Origin of the sequence: Pseudomonas sp. SbOxS1 (genome assembly GCF_013416725.1) — a bacterium.
Classification (GTDB): domain Bacteria; phylum Pseudomonadota; class Gammaproteobacteria; order Pseudomonadales; family Pseudomonadaceae; genus Aquipseudomonas.
Genome location: NZ_JAAVXC010000007.1, coordinates 325734 through 348667 on the forward strand (window position 1 = coordinate 325734; position 22934 = coordinate 348667).

2 protein-coding genes are annotated in these 22934 nt (G+C 64.8%); both read right to left on the minus strand.

Annotation, left to right across the window (positions count from 1 at the left end):
* Nucleotides 1-198: 198 nt before the first annotated feature.
* Complete coding sequence (locus HFK74_RS11930) at nt 199-11952, minus strand: non-ribosomal peptide synthase/polyketide synthase (protein ID WP_180203672.1); 11754 nt, start codon at nt 11950-11952, stop codon at nt 199-201.
* Entirely contained in the window at nt 11952-22931 is a 10980-nt protein-coding gene (locus tag HFK74_RS11935) for a non-ribosomal peptide synthetase (RefSeq protein ID WP_180203673.1), read from the minus strand. The genes HFK74_RS11930 and HFK74_RS11935 overlap by 1 nt, the downstream gene beginning before the upstream one ends.
* Nucleotides 22932-22934: the final 3 nt, after the last annotated feature.

The window sequence follows — 22934 nt, forward strand, 5'->3', positions numbered from 1 at the left end:
TAAGCACGCGTCATCGTTAACGACCTTCGCTGGCAAGCCAGCTCCTACAGAGCACCGCGTTTATCCAACAAGCACGCGTCATCGTTAACGACCTTCGCTGGCAAGCCAGCTCCTACAGAGCACCGCGTTTATCCAATAAGCACGCGTTATCGTTAACGACCTTCGCTGGCAAGCCAGCTCCTACAGGGGGCCTGCGTTTTAGGCTATGGCTGGGCTGTGCTCCAACAGCTGTTCAAGTTCGTCGAGTAACTCATCACCACGCAGCAACTCGTAGTGCCCGCCCGCCAACAGACGATCCACTCCGTGATGCCCCACCTGGGCCTCGAACACCCGGCGTTCGTCGTCGCGTCCGGCCACCCACCAGCGATGGGTGCCAACCTGTACCTTCGGCAATTGCCGCTGGGCCAGGGCCAGTTGCTTGAGCGACGAGCCGGTGGCGAAGATCTGCGTCAGTTCGCTGGCGCCCAACGCCGCGTGGCCATTGGCGCTGTGCATGGCCGCCTCGATCACCGCGGCGGCGCCTTCGCGCTCATTCAGGCCTGCGGCTTTCAAGGCAATCAATGCCTGTGCTTCTTCAGACGGTTGACCGAGGACAAACTTCAGGAAATCCGCCAGATCTTCGCGCCAGTCCCCCGCCTCGGCCGTACCCGCCACATAACTATCGACCAACCCGGCAAACGTCACCGTCTGCCCCTGGCTTTCCAGTTCATGGGCGACCAGTTGCGTCAACGCGCCCCCCAGCGACCAGCCGAGCAAGTAATACGGCCCCTCAGGTTGTTGCGTGCGAATTCGCTGCGCGTAGGCCTGGGCCATGGCCAGCAGCGACTGATCCTGCCATTGCGGGTCGAGCAGCATGCGGCATTGCAGGCCGTACACCGTGCGCCGGCCTTCCAGGCGACGGGCCAGGGGCTCGTAGTCGAACACCGTGCCGAAACCGGCATGCAGGCAGAACAGCGCCGGTACGTTCGCCACCCGACCATTCAAGGCCAGCAACGGGTCCGGCGCACTCGAAGTCTCGGCAGCCTGATAGCCACTGAGTTCGGCGATGCAGGGTTTCTGCATCAGGTCGCGCAGTTTCAATTCGAAGCCCAGTTGCGGCTGGCTGCGCACCCGCGAGATGACCTTGAGCACTTGCAGCGAGTCGCCGCCGAGTTCAAAGAAGTTGTCGTCGATGCCCACTTGCGGCACTCCCAACACCTCTTGCCAGATCGTCGCCAGCGCGCTTTCCAGGGCGTTGCGCGGCGCGCGGTAACCGCCAAGCGCCCATTCCGGCACCGGCAGTGCGCGACGGTCGAGCTTGCCGTTGGCCGACAGCGGGAAGCGCTCCAGCACCAGGATCCGCGCCGGCACCATGTAGTCCGGCATCTGCTCTTGCAGGTCGGCCTTCAAGCGCCGATCCAACCCGGCGGCAGCGGCGGCCACCACATAACCGACCAGCTGTTTGCCGGTGGGCGTGTCGTGCACCACCACGGCGGCATCCTGCACCCCGGCGCAGTCACGCAGGCGGGCTTCGATCTCGCCCAGTTCGATACGGAAACCGCGGATCTTCACCTGCTGGTCGAGCCGGCCGAGGTAGTCGATCAAGCCGCACTCGCGCTGGCGCACCAGGTCGCCAGTGCGGTACATGCGGCCACCGGCCGCAAACGGATCGGCAATGAAACGCTCGGCGCTCATGCCCGGCCGCTGGTGGTAACCACGGGCCACGCATTCGCCGCCCAGGTACAGCTCGCCGCTGACACCGACCGGCAGCGGATTGAGATCGGCGTCGAGGATGTACAGGCCACGGCCCGCCACACCACGGCCAATCGGCGCATAGGCCGCCTCGCAGGTTTCGCTGGCCTCGGCACGCCACAGCAACGGCGTGACCACGGTTTCGGTCGGCCCATAGCCGTTGACCAGGCGCTGCGGGCGCAAGGCGCGCTTGACCTGTTCGAAGCTGGCGTCCGGTACCGCATCACCGCCAAAGCAGTACACCTCGACCGCCGGTGGATTGCCTAGGCGCTCGGCCACTTCGGCCATCTGTTGCAGGTACGCCGGCGGGAAGCAGGCGACGGTGACGCTGTGGCGGTGCAGCACCTCCAGGGTCTGTTCCGGGGTCCACAGGTTGTCTTCGCGAATCACCAGGCTGCCACCGGCCAGCAGCACGCTCAGCCAGCGTTCCTGGGCACCGTCGAAGGCGAACGACATGAAGTGCAGTTCGCGGCTGCGGGGTGCCAGTTCGTAGAGGTCGATGATGCCGCGGCAATGCCGGGCAATCGGTCCACGTTCCACCGCCACGCCTTTGGGCTGACCGGTGGAGCCTGAGGTGTAGATCAGGTACGCCAGGTGCCCCGGCAGTGCATGGGAAACCGGACACTCGGTGCTGCCAGCCAGGCTCGTCTGATCAAGCAACAAGCGTGGCGGGCTGTCAGCCAGTGCCAGGCGATCACCCAGGTCGCTGTCGCACAGCAACAGGCTGGCGGCCGAATCGCTGAGCATGTAGGCCAGGCGCTCGACCGGGTATGACAGGTCCAGCGGCAGATACGCCGCACCGGCCTTGAGCACGGCAAGGAACGCGACGATGGTGCGTTCCGAACGGGGCAAGGCCACCGCTACCAGGCTTTCCGGGCCAATGCCACGACTGATCAACCGCTGCGCCAGCGCATTGGCCTGGTGTTCAAGATCGGCATAGCTGACTTCGCGATCCTCACAGAACAAGGCGATTTTCTGCGGTTGTGTGCGCACATGGTGGTTATAGCTGTGCAGCACATCAGCCTGATCGGTGGACACTTGCGGCAAGCTCAAACGCGCCTCAGGCAAACCAATGTTGCCGAGCAGACAGTCCGCATCCTCTGGCAACGCACGGAGCAAACCTTCCATCTGTGCGCGAATGCGCTGCACTTCCTGTTCGCTGAAGCGATCACGCAGGTACAGGTACTCGACTTCCAGACCCTGCTCGTTGGCGCTGACCATCAAGTCCATCGGGAAGTTGGTGACGCCGCCGCTGCCGACTTCGGCAAAGCGCAACTCACCTTCCTCGCCCCCTTTCAAGGCGCGGTCCACCGGATGGTTTTCAAACACGATGATGCTGTCGAACAGGCCCTGGCCACCCTGCCCGGCCCAGCGCTGCACGTCGGACAATGGCGTGTGTTCGTAGTCGCGCACGGCCAGGTTGTAGTCCTGCAAGTCGCGCAACCACTCGCCCAGCGGCTGTTGCGGGTCGAGGGTCTGGATCACCGGCAAGGTGTTGATAAACAGGCCGAGCATGTCCTGGGCGCCGGCCAGCCCCGTCGGCCGCCCCGCCACCGTGGCCCCGAACGCCACGCTGCGCTGACCGCTATGGCGTTGCAGCAGTAACAGCCAGGCGCCTTGGACCAGGGTGTTGAGGGTGACGCGCTGACGCTTGGCGAAACTGTGCAACTTGCGCGTCGCCTCGGCGTCGAGGTCGCTGTACATCACGCCGTGGCCGGAGCCTTCTGCGCCCGATGCCGTGGCCAGGATGGTCGGTGCTTCCAGCGACGCCAGGCGCTCACGCCAGAAGCCTTCCGCTTGCGCCTCGTCTTGGCGTTGCAGCCAGGCGATGTAGTCGGCGTAACGCCCGGCCAGCGCCGGCAGGCTGTCGTGGTGATACAGGCGCAGCATCTCGCCCAGCAGGCGCGAGGCACTCCAGCCATCGAGCAGCAGGTGGTGGTAGATCCAGATCATCTGGTAACGCGCTTCACCCAGGCGTACCAGGATGAAGCGCATCAGCGGCGGGCAGCTCAGGTCGAAGCCCTTGGCCTGTTCGGCGGCGGCCAGTTCGCTCAGCGCTTGTTCGGTGTCCGTACGGTCGCGCCAGTCGAACTCTTCAATCGGCAACTCGACGCTGGCGAACACCGCTTGCAGCGGATCGGCCAGGCCGTCACGCCAACGGAACGCCGCGCGCAGCACCTCATGACGTTCGATCAGCGCTTGCCACGCCGCGCGGAATCGCGGCACCTGCAAGCCGTCCACCGCCACGCTCAACTGGTTGACGTAGGGGTTGAGCTGCGGCGATTCGAGGCAGTGGAACAGCATGCCCTGCTGCATCGGCGACAGCGGATACAGATCTTGCAGACCCTCGCGGACGGATACATCGATATATGGCACCAGCGCAAAAGCCTCGACTGCTGGTGCTTCGATCAATGCCGTTTCACGGCGGCTCGCCACCGCGGCCAGTGCACGAATGGTCTGCTGCTCGAACAGTTGCTTGGGACTGAACACCAGCCCGCGCAGCCCGGCACGACTTACCGCTTGCAGCGAGATGATCGAGTCACCGCCCAGTTCGAAGAAGTTCTCGGTGACGCCCACCGAGTCCAGGCCGAGCAAGTCCTGCCAGATTTCCACCAACAGCGCTTCGGCAGGCGACGCGGCGGCCACCTGATCCTGAGTCTGTCGAGTCGCTTCAGGCGCTGGCAATCCCTGGCGATCGAGCTTGCCATTCGGCGTCAGCGGCAACGCGGCCAGGCACATCAAATGCGCCGGTAGCATGTGCGCCGGCAAACGGCTGCGCAGGTGCGCAGTCAATGCGTTACGCAGTTCCTGCTCGTCGGCCAGCGGATCGCGCGGCACCACGTAGCCCACCAGTTGCCGGCCCACCGGACCTTCGCGATCAATCACAAAGGCTTCACGCACGCCGTCATGTTCGAGCAGGCAGGCTTCGATTTCGCCGAGTTCGATACGGAAACCGCGAATCTTCACTTGCTGGTCGATACGGCCCAGGTACTCGACGACGCCATCGGCACGGAACCGCGCGAGGTCACCACTGCGGTACAGACGCGCCCCCGGTACGAACGGATCGGGCACGAAGCGTTCGGCAGTCAGGTCCGGGCGTTGGTGATAACCACGGGCAACGCCCTCGCCACCCAGGTACAACTCACCCGCCACGCCAACCGGCAACGGCTGCAAGCCGCCGTCGAGGATGTAGGCGCTGCGGTTGCCCACCGGGCGGCCGATCGGCATGAAGGCCGAGTCGAATTCGGTGTCCGGATAGGCCAGCCAGATCAGCGGCGTGATCACCGTTTCGGTCGGGCCATAGCCGTTGATCAAGCGCTTGGGTTGCAGGACTTGCTGCACCTCGTCGAACGCATGCTTGGCCATCCCTTCACCGCACGGGGTGTAGGAGCGGATCGGCAGGTCACGCCCGGCTTCGCCCATGAAATCGGCGATCTGCCCCAGGTAGGTCGGGGTGAAGCAGGCAATGGTGATGCCGTGCTTTTCGATCTCGGCGCAGGTGCGCTCCACGCTCCACAACTCGTCATCGCGGGGCATCACCGCCGAACCGAACACCAGCGGCGTCAGCCAGCGCTCATGGGCGCCGTCGAAGCTGATCGAGGCAAATTGCAGTTCGCGGTCGTCCGGGGTCATGCCGTACAACTCGCCGATCTTCACGCAGTGCATGGCCAGCGGGCCGTGGGCCACGCTGACGCCTTTGGGCCGGCCGGTGGAGCCCGAGGTATAGATCAGGTAGGCGAGGTTCTCACCGCAGGTGAGGTTGACCGGGTTGCTCTCGGCCATGGCCGCCAGCGGTTCGCGGTCGATTTCCAGCACCGGCAAGCCATCGGGCAGTGGCAGTTTTTCCCGCAGCCAGGATTGGCTGACCAGCAGGGAAATGCCGCTGTCTTCCATCAGGTAGCGCAGGCGCTCCGCCGGGTAGGCTGGGTCCAGCGGCACGTAGGCGCCGCCGGCCTTGAGGATCCCCAGCAGGCCGATGATCATTTCTGGCGAACGCTGCATGGCCAGGCCGACCCGCACTTCCGGGCCGATACCCAAGGCGCGCAGGCGATGGGCCAACTGGTTGGCGCGGCAATTGAGCTGGTCGAAGCTCAGTTCCAGGTCGTTGAAGATCAGCGCCGTGGCGTCGGGTCGGATGACGGCCTGGGCCTCGATCAGTTGATGCACGCACAGCGGGTTTTCTTCTGCGCTGAACGGCGGGTTCCACTCCAGCAGTTGCTGGTTGCGTTCCGCGCCGGTCAGCAGGTTCAGCTCACTCAACGCCGCCTGTGGCGCAGCCACCATCGCCGCCAGCAGCGCAGCCAGGTGCTCGCTCATGCGCGCGATCGCCTCGCGGCTGAAGTGGCTGCACTGGTAACTCCAGTTGATGCTGAGCTGGTTTTCGGCGGTGGCCGCCAGGGTCAGCGGGAAGTTGGTGCGTTCGTGGTTCTGTGGGATCGAGAAACTCAAGCCAGCCGGTGCGCCCTGCTGCAAGGCTTCGGCGACTGGGAAGTTTTCGAACACCAGCAGGCTGTCGAACAGCGGCTCGCCGGCACGTCCGGCCCAGCGCTGAATGTCGCCCAGCGCGGTGAATTCGTGCTCGCGCAGTTCCAGGTTTTGCGCTTGCAAACGCGTCAGCCATTGCTCGACGCTTTCCACCGCGTCCGGGCTGCTGATCACCGGCAGGGTGTTGATGAACAGGCCGAGCTGGCTTTCGGCCCCCGGCAAGTCCACCGGACGCCCCGCCACCGTGGCGCCGAACGCCACGCTGCGTTGGCCGCTGTAGCGTTGCAGCAACAATGCCCACGCACCTTGCACCAGGGTGTTGAGTGTCACTTTCTGCTGCCGGGCAAAGTCGCTGAAGCGCTGGCTGGTGGCGACGTCGAAGGTCTGGCGGTGATCGGCAAATGCCGTGTCCGCCAGATTGTTGTGGGACAGGCTTTCAGCCAACAGGGTCGGGTTGTCGAGTGCTGCCAGTTGCTCGCGCCAGAACAGCTCGTCGGCCTCGGCATCCTGGCGTTGCAGCCAGCCGATGTAGTCGGCGAATCGCCCGGTGGGTGCAGGTACGTCCTGCCCGGCATAACGCTGCAGCACTTCACTGAGCAGCAGCGAATTGCTCCAGCCATCGAGCAACAGGTGATGGTGGGTGTAGATCAGTTGCTGGCGCTCATCGTCCAGACGCACCAGGGTCAGGCGCATCAACGGTGCGCGGGTCGGATCGAGTTGCAGGCGTTCGCTGTCGATCAGTTGCGCCAGCGCATCGGCCTGATTCTCGCGACCACGCCAGTCGAGGCAGGTCATCGGCAATCGCAGATGACGATGCACCAGTTGCACCGGCGCCTCGAAACCTTCGGGGAAGTGGAAGCTGCTGCGCAGGATCGCGTGGCTGTCGAGCACGGCTTGCCAGGCACGGCCCAAACGATCGGCATCGAGGCCACGGGCTTCGACGCTGAGCTGGTTCACGTAGGCGCCAGACTCGGATTCGTAGAGGCTGTGGAACAGCAGACCCGCCTGCATCGGCGACAGCGGGTAGACATCCTCGATCTGCGCCGGCGGCACTGGCAGGCCATCGAGTTGCGCCTGGCTCAAACGCGCCAGTGGGAAGTCCGCCGGGGTCACGCCGCCGGCGCCGTCGCTCAGGCAATGGTCGATCAGCGCCAACAGTTCAGCGCGGAAATCGTTCGCCAAGGCTTCGATTTCGCGCAGCTCGAAGCATTCGCGGCTGAAGGTCCAGTCGAGTTTCAGTTCACCGCCATAGACCTGACCGTCCACCGACAGCCAGTTGGGCAATGGTGCATCGGCCGACTGCGCGGCGCCGCTGGATTCGCGTGCTGGCGTGAACAGCGCATCCTCGGCAAAGCTCTGGTCGAACTGGCCGAGGTAGTTGAAGGTGACCCGCGCGTGCGGCAATGCGGCCAGTGTCGCTTGCGCCGCAGCATCGCCCAGGTAGCGCAACAGGCCGTAACCCAGGCCTTTGCCGGGGATGTCCCGCAGTTGTTGCTTGATTGCCTTGATCGAGCCGCCGAGGTCGGCCGTCGGCGTCAGGCGCACCGGGAACAGGCTGGAGAACCAACCGACGGTGCGGGTCAGGTCGATGTCGTCGAACAGCTCCTCGCGGCCGTGGCCTTCGAGCTGGATCAGCGCCGATTGGCTGTCGGTCCAGCGGCTGAGGCTGCGAGCCAGTGCGGTCAGCAGCAGGTCGTTGACCTGGGTGCGGTAGATCGCCGGGGCCTGTTGCAGCAGCTGGCGGGTCTGCTCGCGGTCCAGGCCGATGCTGACGCCTTGGCGCAGATGCCCGGCCTGATTCGCTTGTGCATTGGCCGCCGGCAACGAATCACTGGCACCGTGCAGATGACTCTGCCACCAGCTCAACTCATTCATGGCCGTTTCGGACTTGGCATAAGCATCGAGTTTGTCCGCCCAGGCCTGGAAAGCACTGGTCTTGGGCGGTAGGTCCTGGCCTTGATACGCGGCCTGCAGATCTTCCAGCAGCACGCGCCAGGACACCCCGTCCACCGCCAGGTGGTGGATGACCAGCAGCAAGCGCTGGGCACCATCGGCCTGGGCGATCAGAGCCACGCGCAGCAGCGGCCCGTCCTGCAGGCTGAGGCTGCGCTGGGCTTCGTCGCACACCGATTCGAGCGAGGCATCGCTGGCGACGCGGGCAGTCCAGAGCATGTCGATGACATCGGCACTGTCGGCGCCGACATAACGCGCCGACCATTGGCCGTCGATCTGGCTGAAACGCAAGCGCAGGGCATCGTGTTGCTTGAGTACACGTTGCAGGGCGCCTTGCAGGCGTGGAAGTTCGAGGGTTTCGCGCGGCGTCAGCAACACCGCCTGGTTCCAGTGGGCACGCTGCGGGATCGGTTCTTCAAAGAACCAGCGCTGGATCGGCGTGAGTGTCTGCACGCCATCCACCGGCCCTTGTTGCGCCAAGGGCGCTGCCTGCTCTTTCACCACCGCGGCCAGCGCTTGCAGGGTCTGTTGCTGGAACAGGTCGCGCGGTTGCAGGCTCAGGCCGGCACGGCGGGCGCGGCTGACCACCTGGATCGAAATGATCGAGTCGCCGCCCAGTTCAAAGAAGTTGTCCTGACGTCCGACCTGCTCCAGGCCCAGCACGTCCTGCCAGATCTGCGCCAGCACGCGCTCGTGCTCGCTGCGTGGCGCTTCGAACGCGCGCTGGCTGACCTGCGCGGTCGGTGCCGGCAGGCGCTTGCGCTCGAGTTTGCCGTTGGGGCTCAGGGGCATCTGTTCGATCAGCACGGTCTGCGCCGGCACCATGTAGTCCGGCAGGCTGCCGAGCAGATGACTTTTCAGGGTTTCGCGCCAGGCGCCTTGCTGCTGTGCATCGGCGCTGACCAAGCCTCGATCCTGCGGCACGATGTACGCCACCAGTTGCTTGCCGCTCGGGCTGTCGAGGGCCAGCACCACGGCTTCCTGCACGCCGGCATGTTCTTGCAGGCGCGCTTCGATTTCCCCCAGCTCGATACGCAAGCCGCGAATCTTCACCTGATGGTCGATACGTCCGCAGTAGTCGATGGCACCGTCGGCGCGATAACGCGCCAGGTCACCGGTGCGGTACAGGCGCTCGCCGCTGCCAAACGGGTCGACCACGAAACGCTCGGCGGTCAACGCGCCACGGCGGTGATAACCCCGCGCCAGGCCGATACCGCCCAGGTACAGTTCGCCCACCGCGCCCAGCGGCAAGGGTTGCAGTTCGCTGTCGAGGATCAAGGTGCGCAGGTTGGCGATCGGCCGGCCGATTGGCACGCTGTCGCGCCCCTCTTCCACGCAGGTCCAGTGGGTCACGTCGATGGCCGCTTCGGTCGGGCCATACAGGTTATACAGATGGGCTTGCGGCAGGCTGCGCAGGGTCTGGCGTTGCAGCTCCATCGGCAATGCTTCGCCGCTGCAGATGATGCGCGTCAGCGAAGTGCAGGCCAGCGCCTCGTCGGCAGCGATGAAGGCCGAGAGCATCGATGGCACGAAGTGCAGCGTGGTGATCGCCTGCTCGACGATCAGTGCGGCAAGGCGCTGCGGGTCGCGATGCTCGCCCGGCGCGGCGATGACCAGCGTGGCGCCTTTGATCAACGGCCAGAAGAATTCCCATACCGACACGTCGAAACTGAACGGCGTCTTTTGCAGCACGCGGTCGCTCGGCAGAAGGTTGTAGGCCTGCTGCATCCACTCAAGGCGGTTATGCAAGGCTACATGACGGTTGCCCGCGCCTTTCGGTTTTCCGGTGGAACCGGAGGTGTAGATCATGTAGGCGAGGTTTTCGCCGACAGCCAGGTTGGGCAGATCATCGCCCGGCAGGTCGCTCAGCCACTCGGCGTGCGCTTGCAGGCACAGGGTGCGCACGCTGTCCGGCGTCGGCAGTTGCGCCAGCAGGTGCTCCTGGGTCAACAGCAGGGAAATGCCGCTGTCCTCGATCATGTAGCTCAAGCGATCGAGCGGGTATTCCGGGTCCAGCGGTACGTAGGCACCGCCGGCCTTGAGGATCGCCAGCAGGCCGACGACCATTTCCAGCGAACGGTCGCAGGCGATCCCCACGATCACTTCCGGGCCGACACCCTGGGCGCGCAAGTGGTGGGCCAGGCGGTTGGCGCGCAGGTTGAGCTCGGCGTAGCTCAGGGACTGGCCCTGGAACACCAGCGCCGTCGTCTGTGGATTTTCCATTACCCTCGCTTCGAAATGCCGCTGTACGCAGACTTCACCTGGATAGGCTTGAGCGGTGTCGTTGAGGTCGTCGAGGATGCGCAGGTGCTCGTCGGCATCGAGCAATGGCAATTCGGCCAGCGGGGTTTGCGGGTTCGCCAGCACCCCGGCCAGCAGGTTGCGCCAATGCCGGGCCAGGTGCTCGATGCGTTCGGCATCGAACAGATCGGTGGCGTAGGTCAGGCTGGCGAACAGCTTGTCGCCCTCTTCCTGGGTGTCCAGCTGCAGGTCGAATTGGGTGGTGTGCGCCGTGGCGTTCAGCGCCTCGACACGAAGGCCGGCCAGCAACCCGCTGACCGCTGCGGGTTTGGCCTGCTGGTGGTTGAACATCACCTGGAACAACGGGCTGTGGCTCAGGCTGCGCTCGCCTTGCAGTGCCTGCACCAGGCGCTCGAACGGCAAGTCCTGATAGTCTTGGGCATCCAGCGCAAAGGCGCGGGTCTGGTCGAGCAACTGGGTGAACGGCAGCCGGCCGTCGAGTTCGGCGCGCATCACCTGGGTGTTGACGAAGAAGCCGATCAGACCCCGGGTTTCCGCACGGTTACGGTTACCGATGGGTACGCCGATGCGCAGGTCGGACTGGCCGCTGTAGCGGTAGAGCAGCGCCTGGAAACTCGCCAGCAACAGCATGAACGGCGTGACGCCGCGCTGTTTGGCCAGGCTCATCAGGCCGCGGGCCAATGTTGAGTCGAGGGCGAAATCCAGGCGCGCGCCCTGCTGGCTCGGTTGTGCAGGGCGTGGGCGGTCGGTGGGCAATTCCAGCAGCGGTTGTTCACTGCCGAGCTTTTCCCGCCACCAATTGAGTTGACGCGTAAGCTCCCCCGCTTCCATCCAGCGACGCTGCCAGGCGGCATAGTCCGAATACTGGATCGGCAGCGTTTCAAGCTCAGCGCTCTGGCCCTGGCAATAGGCAGCGTAGAGCCTTGAAAACTCCTCGACCAGCACCCCCATCGACCAGCCATCGGTGACGATGTGGTGCAGGGTCAGCACCAACACATGATCATCAAGGTCCAGCTGCAACAGGCTGACGCGCAACAGCGGGCCGTGTTGCAGGTCGAACGGCCGGGCAATCTCCGCTTCGACTTTTTTCATCGCCGATTCAAGCCGTAGCGCCTCGGGTTCGGTGCGCAGATCGTGCTGTTCGATGGGCAGCGTGTTGAAGCTCGCCAGGGCTTGCATCACCTGGCCGTCGTCCTCGACAAAACGGCTGCGCAGGCTCTGATGCCGCTCCAGCAGCACGTCGAAACTCTGTTGCAACGCCGCAAGGTTCAGCGGCCCCTGCAGGCGCAGGGCCGCAGGAATGTTGTAGGCCGAACCCTGTGGGTCGAGCTGCCAGAGGAACCACTGGCGTTGCTGCGCGTAGGACAGCTCGAAGGTCGCTTGTGGTTCGACGGCGGGCGGGATCGGCAGTTGGCCGAAGCTCACGCCCTGCTCCTGCATTTTTGTCAGGAACTCGCGGCGCTTGTCGGCAGGCAGGCCGGCGAAACGGGTGGCAATACGCTGGGCAGTGCTGTGTTCCATCAGTTGAACTCCATCTCGTCCAGAAGCGACTCAAGCGCATCCAGGCGTGCATCGTTGTCAGTCGGGACTTTTTCCCCGGCCATGGCGGCATAAGCCTGAAGGTCGTTGCTTTCGAACAGCGCGCGCAGCGGCAGCTCGATGCCCAGTTCCAGTTCCACACGGGCACTGGCCTGGGCGGCGAGCAGCGAATGCCCGCCCAATTCAAAGAAGTTGTCGCGCCGGCCGATCCGGGCCACGCCCAGCACCTCGGCCCAGATCGCGGCCAGTTGCTGTTCGAGTTCGCCTTCGGGGGCTTCGAACGGGCGCTGCCAGTCTTGGGCATCCGGTAGCGGCAAGGCCTTGCGGTCGAGCTTGCCGTTGCTGGTCAGCGGCAAGGCATCGAGCAGCAGCCAGTGGCTGGGCACCATGTAGTCCGGCAGGTCGACCTTGAGCGCGGCGCGCAGGTTGTCGCGCCAGGCGATCGGATCATTCGGCAGGTGTTCGGCGACGACGTAGGCGCACAGCTGCGGACCGCCGTCGTCGACATGCACGCTGATCACCGCCTGACGCACACCCGGCTGCGCCAGCACGGCCGCTTCGATCTCGCCCAGTTCGATGCGGAACCCGCGGATCTTCACTTGCTGGTCGATCCGCCCCAGGTAGTCGATGCTGCCGTCGGCCCGCTGGCGCGCCAGGTCGCCGCTGCGATACAGGCGCTGCGAAGCGTCGAACGGGCTCGGCACGAAACGCTCGGCGGTCAGGCCGAAACGCCCGTGATAACCCCGCGCCAGGCCGGCACCGGCGATGTACAGCTCGCCCGCCACGCCCACCGGCACCGGTTGCAACTGGCTGTCGAGCAAGTACCAGCGCAGGTCGCGGATCGGCAGGCCGATCGGGCTCTGGGCCTTGCCGTCGAGGTCGGCCAGGCGGATCGCGCGGTAGGTCACGTGCACCGTGGTTTCGGTGATGCCGTACATGTTCACCAGGGTCGGTTGCCGGTCGCCGAAGCGTTCGAACCACGGGCGCAGGCTGGCCACTTCCAGTGCTTCGCCACCGAAGATCACCTGGCGCAACGCCAGGCTGCGCGGGCTGGCGCAGGCGATCGGCAACAGCTGGCGGAACGCGGTCGGGGTCTGGTTCAGCACCGTCACGCCTTCATCGCAGAGCAAGCGGTGGAACTCCTGCGGCTCGCGGCTGATGTAGTACGGCACGATCACCAGGCGCCCGCCGGTGCACAGCGAACCGAACAGCTCCCACACCGAGAAATCGAAGGCGTAGGAGTGGAACAGGGTCCAGACATCGTCGGCACCGAAATTGAACTCGCCCGCGGTGGCCGTGAGCAAGCGCCCGACGTTGCCATGGCTGAGCAAGGCGCCTTTTGGCCGGCCGGTGGAGCCGGAGGTGTAGATCACGTAGGCGAGGTTGTCCGGGGTCGCCAATGGCGCCAGGTTGTCGGTGCTGTAGCGGTCCAGCTGCAAGGCCGCCAGGTCCAGGACCTGCACGCCTTCGCGGGTGGGTAAGCCGTCGATCAGGTGAGCCTGGGTCAACAGCAAGCCAATGCCGCTGTCGTCGATCATGTAGCTCAGGCGCTCGGCCGGGTATTGCGGGTCCAACGGCACGTAGGCGCCACCGGCCTTGAGAATTGCCAGCAAGCCAACTACCAGCGGCATCGCCCGCTCGGTGGCGATACCCACGCGCACTTCGGGGCCGACACCCTGCTCGCGCAGTTTGTGCGCCAGGCGGTTGGCCTGGGCGTTGAGCGCGGCGTAGCTCATCTGCTCGCCTTCGCAGGTCAGTGCGATGGCGTCCGGCCGTTGCGCGGCTTGGGTTTCGAACAGTTGATGCAAGGTTGGCGACTGCGCTTGTGCCTCGAAGGTCGGATTCCAGTGCTGGATCAAATCGTCGTATTGCGGCGCTTGCAGCAACGGCAGTTCAGCCACGCGCTGCTGCGGATCTGCGACCACCGCACGCAGCAGGTTCAGCCACTGTTCGGCCAGACGCTGCATCGAAGCCTCGTCGTACAGATCGGTGGCGTAGCTCAAGCTGGCGTCCAGCTCGTCGTCCTGCTCCTGAGTGTCGAGCACCAGATCGAATTGCGCCGTGTGCTGTTGCCAGTGCAGACGCTCGACCTGCAATTCGGCCACTGCGCGCTCGACACTGGCGCCGAGTTTTTGCTGATGGTTGTAGAGCACCTGGAACAACGGGCTGTGATTGAGGCTGCGGTCCGGCTGCAGGGCATCGACCAGTTGCTCGAACGGCAAATCCTGATGGGCTTGCGCGGCCAAGGCCGTTTGCTTGACCTGTTGCAGCAGCGCGCTGAACGGTTGCTGCCCGTCGATCTCGGCGCGCAGCACCTGGGTATTGATGAAGAAGCCGATCAGGCCTTCGGTTTCCAGGCGCGAACGGCCGGCACTCGGCACGCCGACGCTGATGCTCGACTGCCCGCTCTGGCGGTGCAGCAGGGTCTGGAAACTCGCCAGCAACAACATAAACAGCGTCACTTGCTGCTCCTGCGCACGCTCACGCAAACCGGCCAGCAGCTGGCGATCGATGTTCAACGTCAGGCTGGCGCCGCGCTCGCTGCGGCGGGCCGGGCGTGTCAGTTCACTCGGCAACTCCAGCGGCGCCTGGCTGCCTGCCAGTTGCTCGCGCCACCACGCCAGTTGCCGCGCGCCCTCGCCAGCTTCCAGCCAGTCGCGTTGCCAATGGGCGTAGTCGCTGTAAGCCACCGGCAGTGCCGGCAGGTTGGCTGCACGGTCTTCAACGGCAGCCTGATACAGCGCGCTGAACTCATCGACCATCACCTGCATCGACCAGCCATCGGCGGCGATGTGGTGCACGGTGAGCACCAGCACATGGTCTTCGGCGCTGACCTGCAGCAGCAAACAGCGCCACAGCGGGCCGTTGCGCAGATCGAAAGGCCGGGCGATTTCCGCAGCCACCGCAGTGTTGATCGCCGACGCATTGATGAGCTGTTCGTTGAACTGCAACGGCAGCTCGACATGCACCACCGGCCGCGCCTGCTGTCCATCCTGTTCGAAGGTGGTGCGCAGGGTTTCGTGGCGCAGCTGCAGCTGGGCGAAGGTTTTGCGCAGGGCGTCGCGGTTCAGCGGGCCTTTGAGGCGCAGCGCCGCCGGGATGTTGTAGGCCGCGCTGTGCGGGTCCAGTTGCCAGAGAATCCACTGGCGTTGCTGGGCGTAGGACAGCAGGCGCGGCTGATCGTCCGCTGCGCGTTGCAGCGACGGTTGGCCGCTGAGGGTCGCTTGCGCCGCGCGCTCAGCGAACTCCGCCAGATTCGTCGCCGAGAACAGGCTGCTCACCGACAACTCAAGTTGCAGTTGCTGACGTACACGGGAGATCACTTGCAGCACCAGCAGCGAATGCCCGCCCAGCTCGAAGAAGTTGTCGTCGCGACCGATTTTCTCGACCTGCAGCACTTCTTGCCAGATCTGCGCGAGTTGCATTTCCAGACCTTCGGCAGGCGCTGCGAAGGCACGTTGCGCATCGCCCGCTTCAACCCGTGGCAGGGCCTTGCGATCAAGCTTGCCGTTGTTGTTGAGCGGCAATCGGTCGAGCAGGACCATATGGTTCGGCACCATGTATTCCGGCAGTGACTGTTGCAGGACGGCCTTGAGCCCTGCCAGGTATTCAGCCTGCGCAACCACCGCGCCGCTGGCGACGACGTAAGCAACCAATTGTGTGCCGTCCTGGGCGATGACGGCGGCTTCGCGCACTTCGTCCCGGGCTTGCAGGCAGGCTTCGATCTCGCCCATCTCGATGCGGAAACCGCGAATCTTCACTTGATGGTCGATACGCCCGACGTATTCCAGATCGCCGTTACCGTTGTAGCGCGCCAGGTCACCGCTGCGGTACAGCCGTGCGCCCGGTTCACGGGCAAACGGGTCCGGGAGGAATCGTTCGGCGGTCAGCGCCGGACGGTCGAAATAGCTTTGCGCCAGGCAGGCCGGTGCGCCGATGCACAATTCGCCGACGCCGTCAGCCGGCAGTAGCTGACCGGCCGCATCCAGCACGTACAGCGCCCGGCCAGGGATGGCCCGACCGATTGGAATGCCGAAGGCATCGCTGGCATCGGCCAATTGGCATTCATGCACGCTGGACACCACGGTCGCCTCGGTCGGCCCGTAGGTGTTGAGCAGGCGCACGTGGCTCAAACCTGCTTGATGCCACAGGCGTAGACCTTCCACCGACATCGCCTCGCCGCCGACGTGCACCTGGCGCAAATCGCCGAGGCTTTGCACCACGCCGCTGGCGCATTCGCGGGCCAGCAGGAACCAGTAGGCGGCCGGCAAGTCGGCCACTGTCACGCCCTGCTTGACGATTTCCGTAGCCAGTCGGCCGGCGTCCCACAGGTCGTCGCCGCGCATGATCAAGGTTGCGCCGACGCACAATGCCGGGAAGCATTGTTCGACGAAGCCGTCGAAGCTGAAGGTGGCGAATTGCAGGACGCGATCGGTGGGTGACAGTCTTGAGTAGTCGGCGGCGGTCTGGCAGAACTCGTGCAGGGCGGCGTGGGTGATGGCGACGCCTTTGGGTTGGCCGGTGGAGCCGGAGGTGTAGATGATGTAGGCCAGATCGTCGGCGGCAGGGAGGACGCCTTCGCGGGCAAGCCTCGCTCCTACAGGAGGTGTGGTGTCTTCGAGGGTTAGGCGTTCTACGTTGGGTACGTCTTCGAGGAGGCCGGATTCGTGCAGCAGCACGTCGAGGCGGCTGTCTTCGATCATGTAGGCCAGGCGTTCGGTTGGGTATTTCGGGTCGAGGGGGACGTAGGCCGCGCCGCTTTTCAGCACCGCCAGCAGGCTGACGATCAGTTGCGGGCCGCGATGCACGGCCAGGCCGACGCGCTTGCCGGGGCCGGCGCCGTTGTCGATCAGGCGCTGGGCCAGGTGGTTGGCTTGTGCATTGAGTTGGCCGTAGCTCAGGGTGTGGCCGTCCACCTGCAATGCCAGTGCATCGGGAGTGGCAGCGGCTTGCGTGGCGATTTGTTCGTGGGCCAGAAGCGTTGTGGATAACTCGACCGCAGGCGGCTGGCTGATCGCGAGCACCGCGTTTTTGCCCTCGACATCGAGCAGTTCCAGCGAGCCCAAAGCAGCCTCCGGCGACGCCACCAGTTGCATCAGCAGGTGCTGCAAATTAGCTGACAACTGTGCGACCTGAGCCGCGCTGAACCGCGCCGCGTCATAACTGAACTCCAGACCCAGGCCTTCGCCCAGTTCGATGCCCAGGGTCAGCGGATAGTGGGTGCGCTCGTGGTTGTGCAGGTTGCCGAACGACAACCCGGCCGGCGCGCCCTGCTTCAGCGCTTCGGCCACCGGGAAGTTTTCGAACACCAGCAAGCTGTCGAACAGTGCCGAACCCTGCTGCCCCGCCCAACCCTGGATGTCGTACAACGGCACGTGTTCGAACTCACGCATGGCCAGGTTCAGGCCTTGCAATTCGCCCAGCCACTGGCTGACGGTCTGGTCCGGTTTCATCGCGCACACCAGCGGCAGGGTGTTGATGAACAGGCCCAGCTGTTGTTCGATCCCCGGCAACGGCGCCGAACGCCCGGCCACGGTGGCGCCGAACACCACGCAATCCTGGCCGGTGTAGCGTTGCAGCAACAGGCTCCACGCCGCTTGCAACAGGGTGTTGAGGGTGACTTTCTGTTGACGGGCGAACTCGGCCAAACGCTGGGTGGCGCGGTTGTCGAGGTTGACGCGATGCTCTTCGTTACCCGTGGCGCCCACCGGTGGACGCAAGGCTTCAGCCAGTAAGGTCGGTGCTTGCAGCGGTACCAATGCGGCTTTCCAGAATTGCTCGCCGGTGGTTGCCGATTGCTGTTGCAACCAGCCCAGGTAGTCGCGGTATTGACCGCTTGGCGCTGGCAGCGGCTGGCCGGCGGCGTAGTGCTGGATCACTTCGGCCAACAACTGTGCGTTGCTCCAGCCGTCCATCAGGATGTGGTGGCTGGTGTAGATCAAGTGCCAGGCGTCAGCGCCGGTACGCACCAGTTTCAGGCGAAACAACGGCGCCATGCCCAGCTCGAAACCTTGCGCACGCTCGGCGTCGGCCAGTGCCTCGGTGTCAGTCGCTTCAAGCACTTGGAGTGGCAACGCGACCTGACGGGCAATCGCCTGGTGTGCGCTATCGAGGCCTTGCCAATGGAAGCTGCTGCGCAGGATGTCATGACGCTCGACCGCGGCTTGCCAGGCGCGGGTAAATCGCTCGGTGTCCAACCCGCCGATGTCCAGGCGCAACTGGCTGATGTAGGCGCCGACCTGCGGTTCGTATAGGGTGTGGAACAGCATGCCCTGTTGCATTGGCGACAGCGGGTACAGGTCTTCGAGATTGGCAACGGCGAGCGGCAGCCCGTCCAGTTGCGCCTGATCGATGCGCGCCAGCGGGAAGTCCGATGGCGTGGCTTGCGGTGCTTCAAGGGCGCAGCAATGTTCGATCAGGGCGATCAGTTCCTGGACGTAATCATCAGCCAGGCGCTGGACGGTCGCGGTGTCGAACATCTCACGACTGAAGCCCCAGCTCAGGGACAACTCGCCGCCGTAGACCTGGCCTTCCACCACCAGCCAGTTGCCCAGCGGTGCCGACGGGTCCTGCGCGATGCCGTTGCCTTCGGTGGACGGGGTGAACAACGCGCCGTCGTCGAACTGACGGTCGAACTGCCCCAGGTAGTTGAAGGTGATGCGCGGTTGCGGCAACGCTGCCAGTTCGGCGCGGGTCGGTGCGCTGCCGAGGTAGCGCAGCGCGCCGTAGCCCAGGCCCTTGTCCGGGACGCTGCGCAGTTGTTCCTTGATGGATTTGATCGAGGCGCCGAGATCGGCAGCAGGCTTGAGGTTGACCGGGAACAGGCTGGTGAACCAACCGACGCTGCGCGTCAGGTCGACGTCATCGAACAGGTCTTCGCGGCCATGGCCTTCGAGCTGGATCAGCGTGCTGCCCTGCCCGCTCCAGCGGCCAACGGCGCGGGCCAGTGCGGTCAGCAGCAGGTCGTTGACCTGGGTGCGGTAGGCCGCCGGGGCCTGTTGCAGCAGCTGGCGGGTTTGTTCGGTATCGAGCTTGATTTCGAGTTTGTGTTCGAAGCGGTATTCCAGTGCGCCGTGCGGGCGTTCGCACGGCAGGTCGACTGGCGCGTCCTGCAGTTGGGCCTGCCAGTGGCCGAGGCTGAGTTCGAAGGCTGGAAGGTGATCCTGCAAACGCGCGACCCAGCGCTGGTAGCTGCTGGTTTTCGCTGGCGCCGCAGCGCCGTTGTAGAACTGCTGGAGATCTTCCAGCAGCACGCGCCAGGACACACCGTCCACCGCCAGATGGTGAACCACCAGCAGCAAACGCTGGCTGCCGTCAGCCATCGAAACCAGCAGTGCGCGCAGCAACGGGCCGTTGTGCAGGTCGAGACTGCGCTGGGCTTCATCGCACAAGGTGTTCAGCGCTTCGACCGATTGCGCCTGGCGCTGCCACAGCACCGAGTCGGTGGTCGGCGCGGCATAGGCCTGCTGCCAGCCGCTATCTGTCTGTTGATAACGCAGGCGCAGGCTGTCGTGATGGGTCAGCAATTGTTCCAGGGCACGCTCCAGCGCCTCGATGTTCAGCGGCTCGCGCGGTACCAGCAACAGCGACTGGTTCCAGTGCTGACGCGCAGGGATAGCCTGTTCGAAGAACCACTGTTGCACCGGTGCCAGCGCTACCGCGCCGCTGGCTGGACCCTGGTCGATCAGTTGTTGCTCGCCACTGCGCGCCGCCTGGACCAGGCTGCGGATGGTCTGGTGCTGGAACAGGTCCTTGGGGCTGAGCAGGATCCCGGCCTGCCGCGCGCGGCTGACCACTTGCATCGAGACGATGGAGTCGCCGCCCAGTTCGAAGAAATTGTCTTCCAGGCCGACGTTGTCGATGGCCAGCACGTCTTGCCAGATCGCCGCGAGGGATTTTTCCAGCGCACTGCGTGGCGCGACGTGTTCGCGTTGTTGCTGGCTGCCGTCCACCGCCGGCAGCGCCTTGCGGTCGAGCTTGCCGTTGGGGGTCAGCGGCAGTTGCTCGAGGAACAGCAGGAACGCCGGGACCATGTAGTCCGGCAGGTGCTGACGCAAGGCCTCCTTCAGGGACTCACGCAGGGTCGCTTGCGCGTCGAGGTCGACCAGCAGTGCCGGATCGCTCGGCACGATGTAGGCCACCAGGTGCTGACCGTTGATACCGTCCTGGGCCAGCACCGCCAGTTCGTGCACCGCGTCCTGTTGCAACAGCCGCGCTTCGATTTCACCCAGCTCGATACGGAAGCCACGGACCTTGACCTGATGGTCGATACGGCCAACGTACTGCAAGGTACCGTCGACCTGATAACGGGTCAGGTCACCGGTGCGGTACAGGCGTTCGCCGGTGCTGGAAAACGGGTTGGGTACGTACTTTTCTGCGGTCAGGCCTGGCCGTGCCAGGTAACCACGGGTGATGCCCGCGCCGCTGAGGTACAGCTCGGCGGATACGCCTTGTGGCACCGGTTGCAGGTCGGCGTCCAGCAGATAGCTGGCGGTGTGCTTGAGCGGGCGGCCGATATTGGCGCGGCCACCGGCTTCGCGGCGGGTCCAGGTGGAATAGGTGGTGTCTTCCGAAGGGCCGTACAGATCGTAGACGTGCTCGACGGTCGGTTGCTGGTACAGCGCCTCCACCAGGCTCTGTTTCAACGGCTCACCGGCCAGGTTGATGATGCGCACGCTCGGCGGGATGTGCCCGTCGCGCTGCAACGCGTTGATCGCCGAGGGCACGGTGTTGATCAAGCGCACCCGGTCCCGGGCCGGCAGCTGCGGCAACTCCAGGGCGTTGCGGGCGATGATCAGCGATCCACCGTTGGCCAGGGTGACGAACAGTTCCCACACCGACAGGTCGAAGCACACCGACGTCGACGCCAGCACACCTTGAATGTCGTCGCGACTGTACACCGCCTGCGACCAGTCGATCAGCGCCAACACGTTGCGATGGGCAATCGCCACGCCCTTGGGCTTGCCGGTAGAGCCGGAGGTGTAGATGACGTAGGCCAGGTTGTCCGGCGTGACGCCGGTGACCGGGGCGCTGATGGGGTAAGCCGCCAACGCGAGGCTGTCCATCAGCACCACTTGGGTATCGCTCGCCACACTCAGGGTCCTGGCCACTTCCGCTTCGGTGAGCAGCACCAGCGCGCGGCTGTCTTCGAGCATGTAGGCCACGCGTTCGGCGGGGTAATCCGGGTCCAGCGGCACGTAGGCGCCACCGGCCTTGAGCACTGCCAGCAAGGCCACCAGCAGTTGCTCGGAACGCTGCATGGCCACGCCGACCCGGACTTCCGGGCCGACGCCGAGTTCGATCAGCTTGTGCGCCAGGCGATTGGCTTGGTGGTCGAGTTCGCCATAGGTCATCTGGCGGGTGGCGAAGGTCACGGCAAGCGCATCCGGGGTCGCGGCGACTTGCTGGCTGATCAGTTCATGAATGCACAAGTCCCGGGCGAAGCCGTCATCGGCGCGGTTCCAGTCATGGACGATGAGTTGGTATTCGGCTTGTTCCAGCAGCGGCAGATCGCTGATGCGCTGCTGGGTATCGCTGACCATGCCCTGTAGCAGGTGCGTCCAATGCTGCGCCATGCGCGCGATGGTCGTGGCGTCGAACAGGTCGTTAGCGTAGGTCAGCGCGGCGTGCAGCTTGCCGCCTTTTTCGTACGTGTCCAGGGTCAGGTCGAACTGGGTGGTGCGCCCTTGCCACTCGATCGTGCCCAGCACCAGGCCGGACGCCGTGGTCACCGTGGAGATGTCCGCGACCTGCGGCTGGTGGTTGTACATCACCTGGAACAGCGGCGTGTGGCTGAGGCTGCGCTCCAGTTTCAGCGCTTCGACCAGGCGCTCGAAAGGCAAGTCCTGGTGAGCCTGGGCGCCGAGTGCGGTTTCCTTGATGCGGCGCAGCAGTTCGTCGACCCGGACCTGGCCGTCCAGTTGCGTGCGCAGCACCTGGGTGTTGACGAAGAAGCCGATCAGCCCTTCGATCTCGGCGCGGTTGCGGTTGGCGATCGGTACGCCGACGCGGATGTCGGTCTGCCCGGTGTAGCGATGCAGCAGCACATTGAAGGCACCGAGCAGCAGCATGAACAAGGTGATGTTGTGTTTCTGCGCGGTGGCCCGCAATTGCTCGGCCAGTTGTCCGTCGACGGCGAACTCGTAGCGGGTGCCGCGATAGCTCGGCATCGCCGGGCGCGGGTGATCGGTGGGCAGCTCCAGCACCGGGTGCTCGTCGCCCAATTGTGCCTGCCAGTACTCGAGCTGACGCGCCTGCTCGCCAGCCTCCAGCCAGCGGCGTTGCCACAAGGCGTAGTCGCTGTACTGGATCGGCAAGGTTGCCAGTTGCGGTTGTGCACCGGCATGGAAGGCGTCGTAGCAGCGGATGAATTCGTCGATCAGCAGGTTCATCGACCAGCCGTCGGACACGATGTGGTGCAGGGTCAACAGCAGCACGTGTTCCTGTTCGGCGAGCTTGAGCAAGGTCACGCGCAGCAAAGGGCCAATGCCCAGATCGAACGGCAGCACCGATTGGCGCTCGGCGGCTTCGGCCACCGCCTGCTCGCGCTCGGTGGCCGGCAAGGCGCTGAAATCGACTTGTTCGATCAGCAGCGGCGCCGTGGCCGGCACTTGCAGCAAGCTGTCGTCAGCCTGCGCGGCGAACACCGTGCGCAAGGTTTCGTGGCGCGCCACCAGGCTGGCGAATGCCTGTTCCAGCGCCGGCAGGTTCAGGCGACCGGTCAGGCGCACCGCACCCGGCAAGTTATAGGCGCCGCTTTGCGGGTCCAACTGCCAGAGAAACCACATGCGTTGCTGGGCGTACGACAGCGCCTGGCGATCCTCGGCCGCAACCCCTGCCGGAATCGGAAACCGGGCGAAATCCACGCCCTCCTTGTGCAAGGCCGCAAGGAACATCTGGCGCTTTTCCAGGGGCAACCCGATAAACCGGCGAGCAAGTTTCAAGGAGTCTTCAGCATTCATTTC

Bases quoted from the DNA above. Each gene is read 5' to 3' on its own strand.
- HFK74_RS11930 (WP_180203672.1), bottom strand. From the start codon at position 11,952: ATGGAACACAGCACTGCCCAGCGTATTGCCACCCGTTTCGCCGGCCTG.
- HFK74_RS11935 (WP_180203673.1), bottom strand. From the start codon at position 22,931: ATGAATGCTGAAGACTCCTTGAAACTTGCTCGCCGGTTTATCGGGTTG.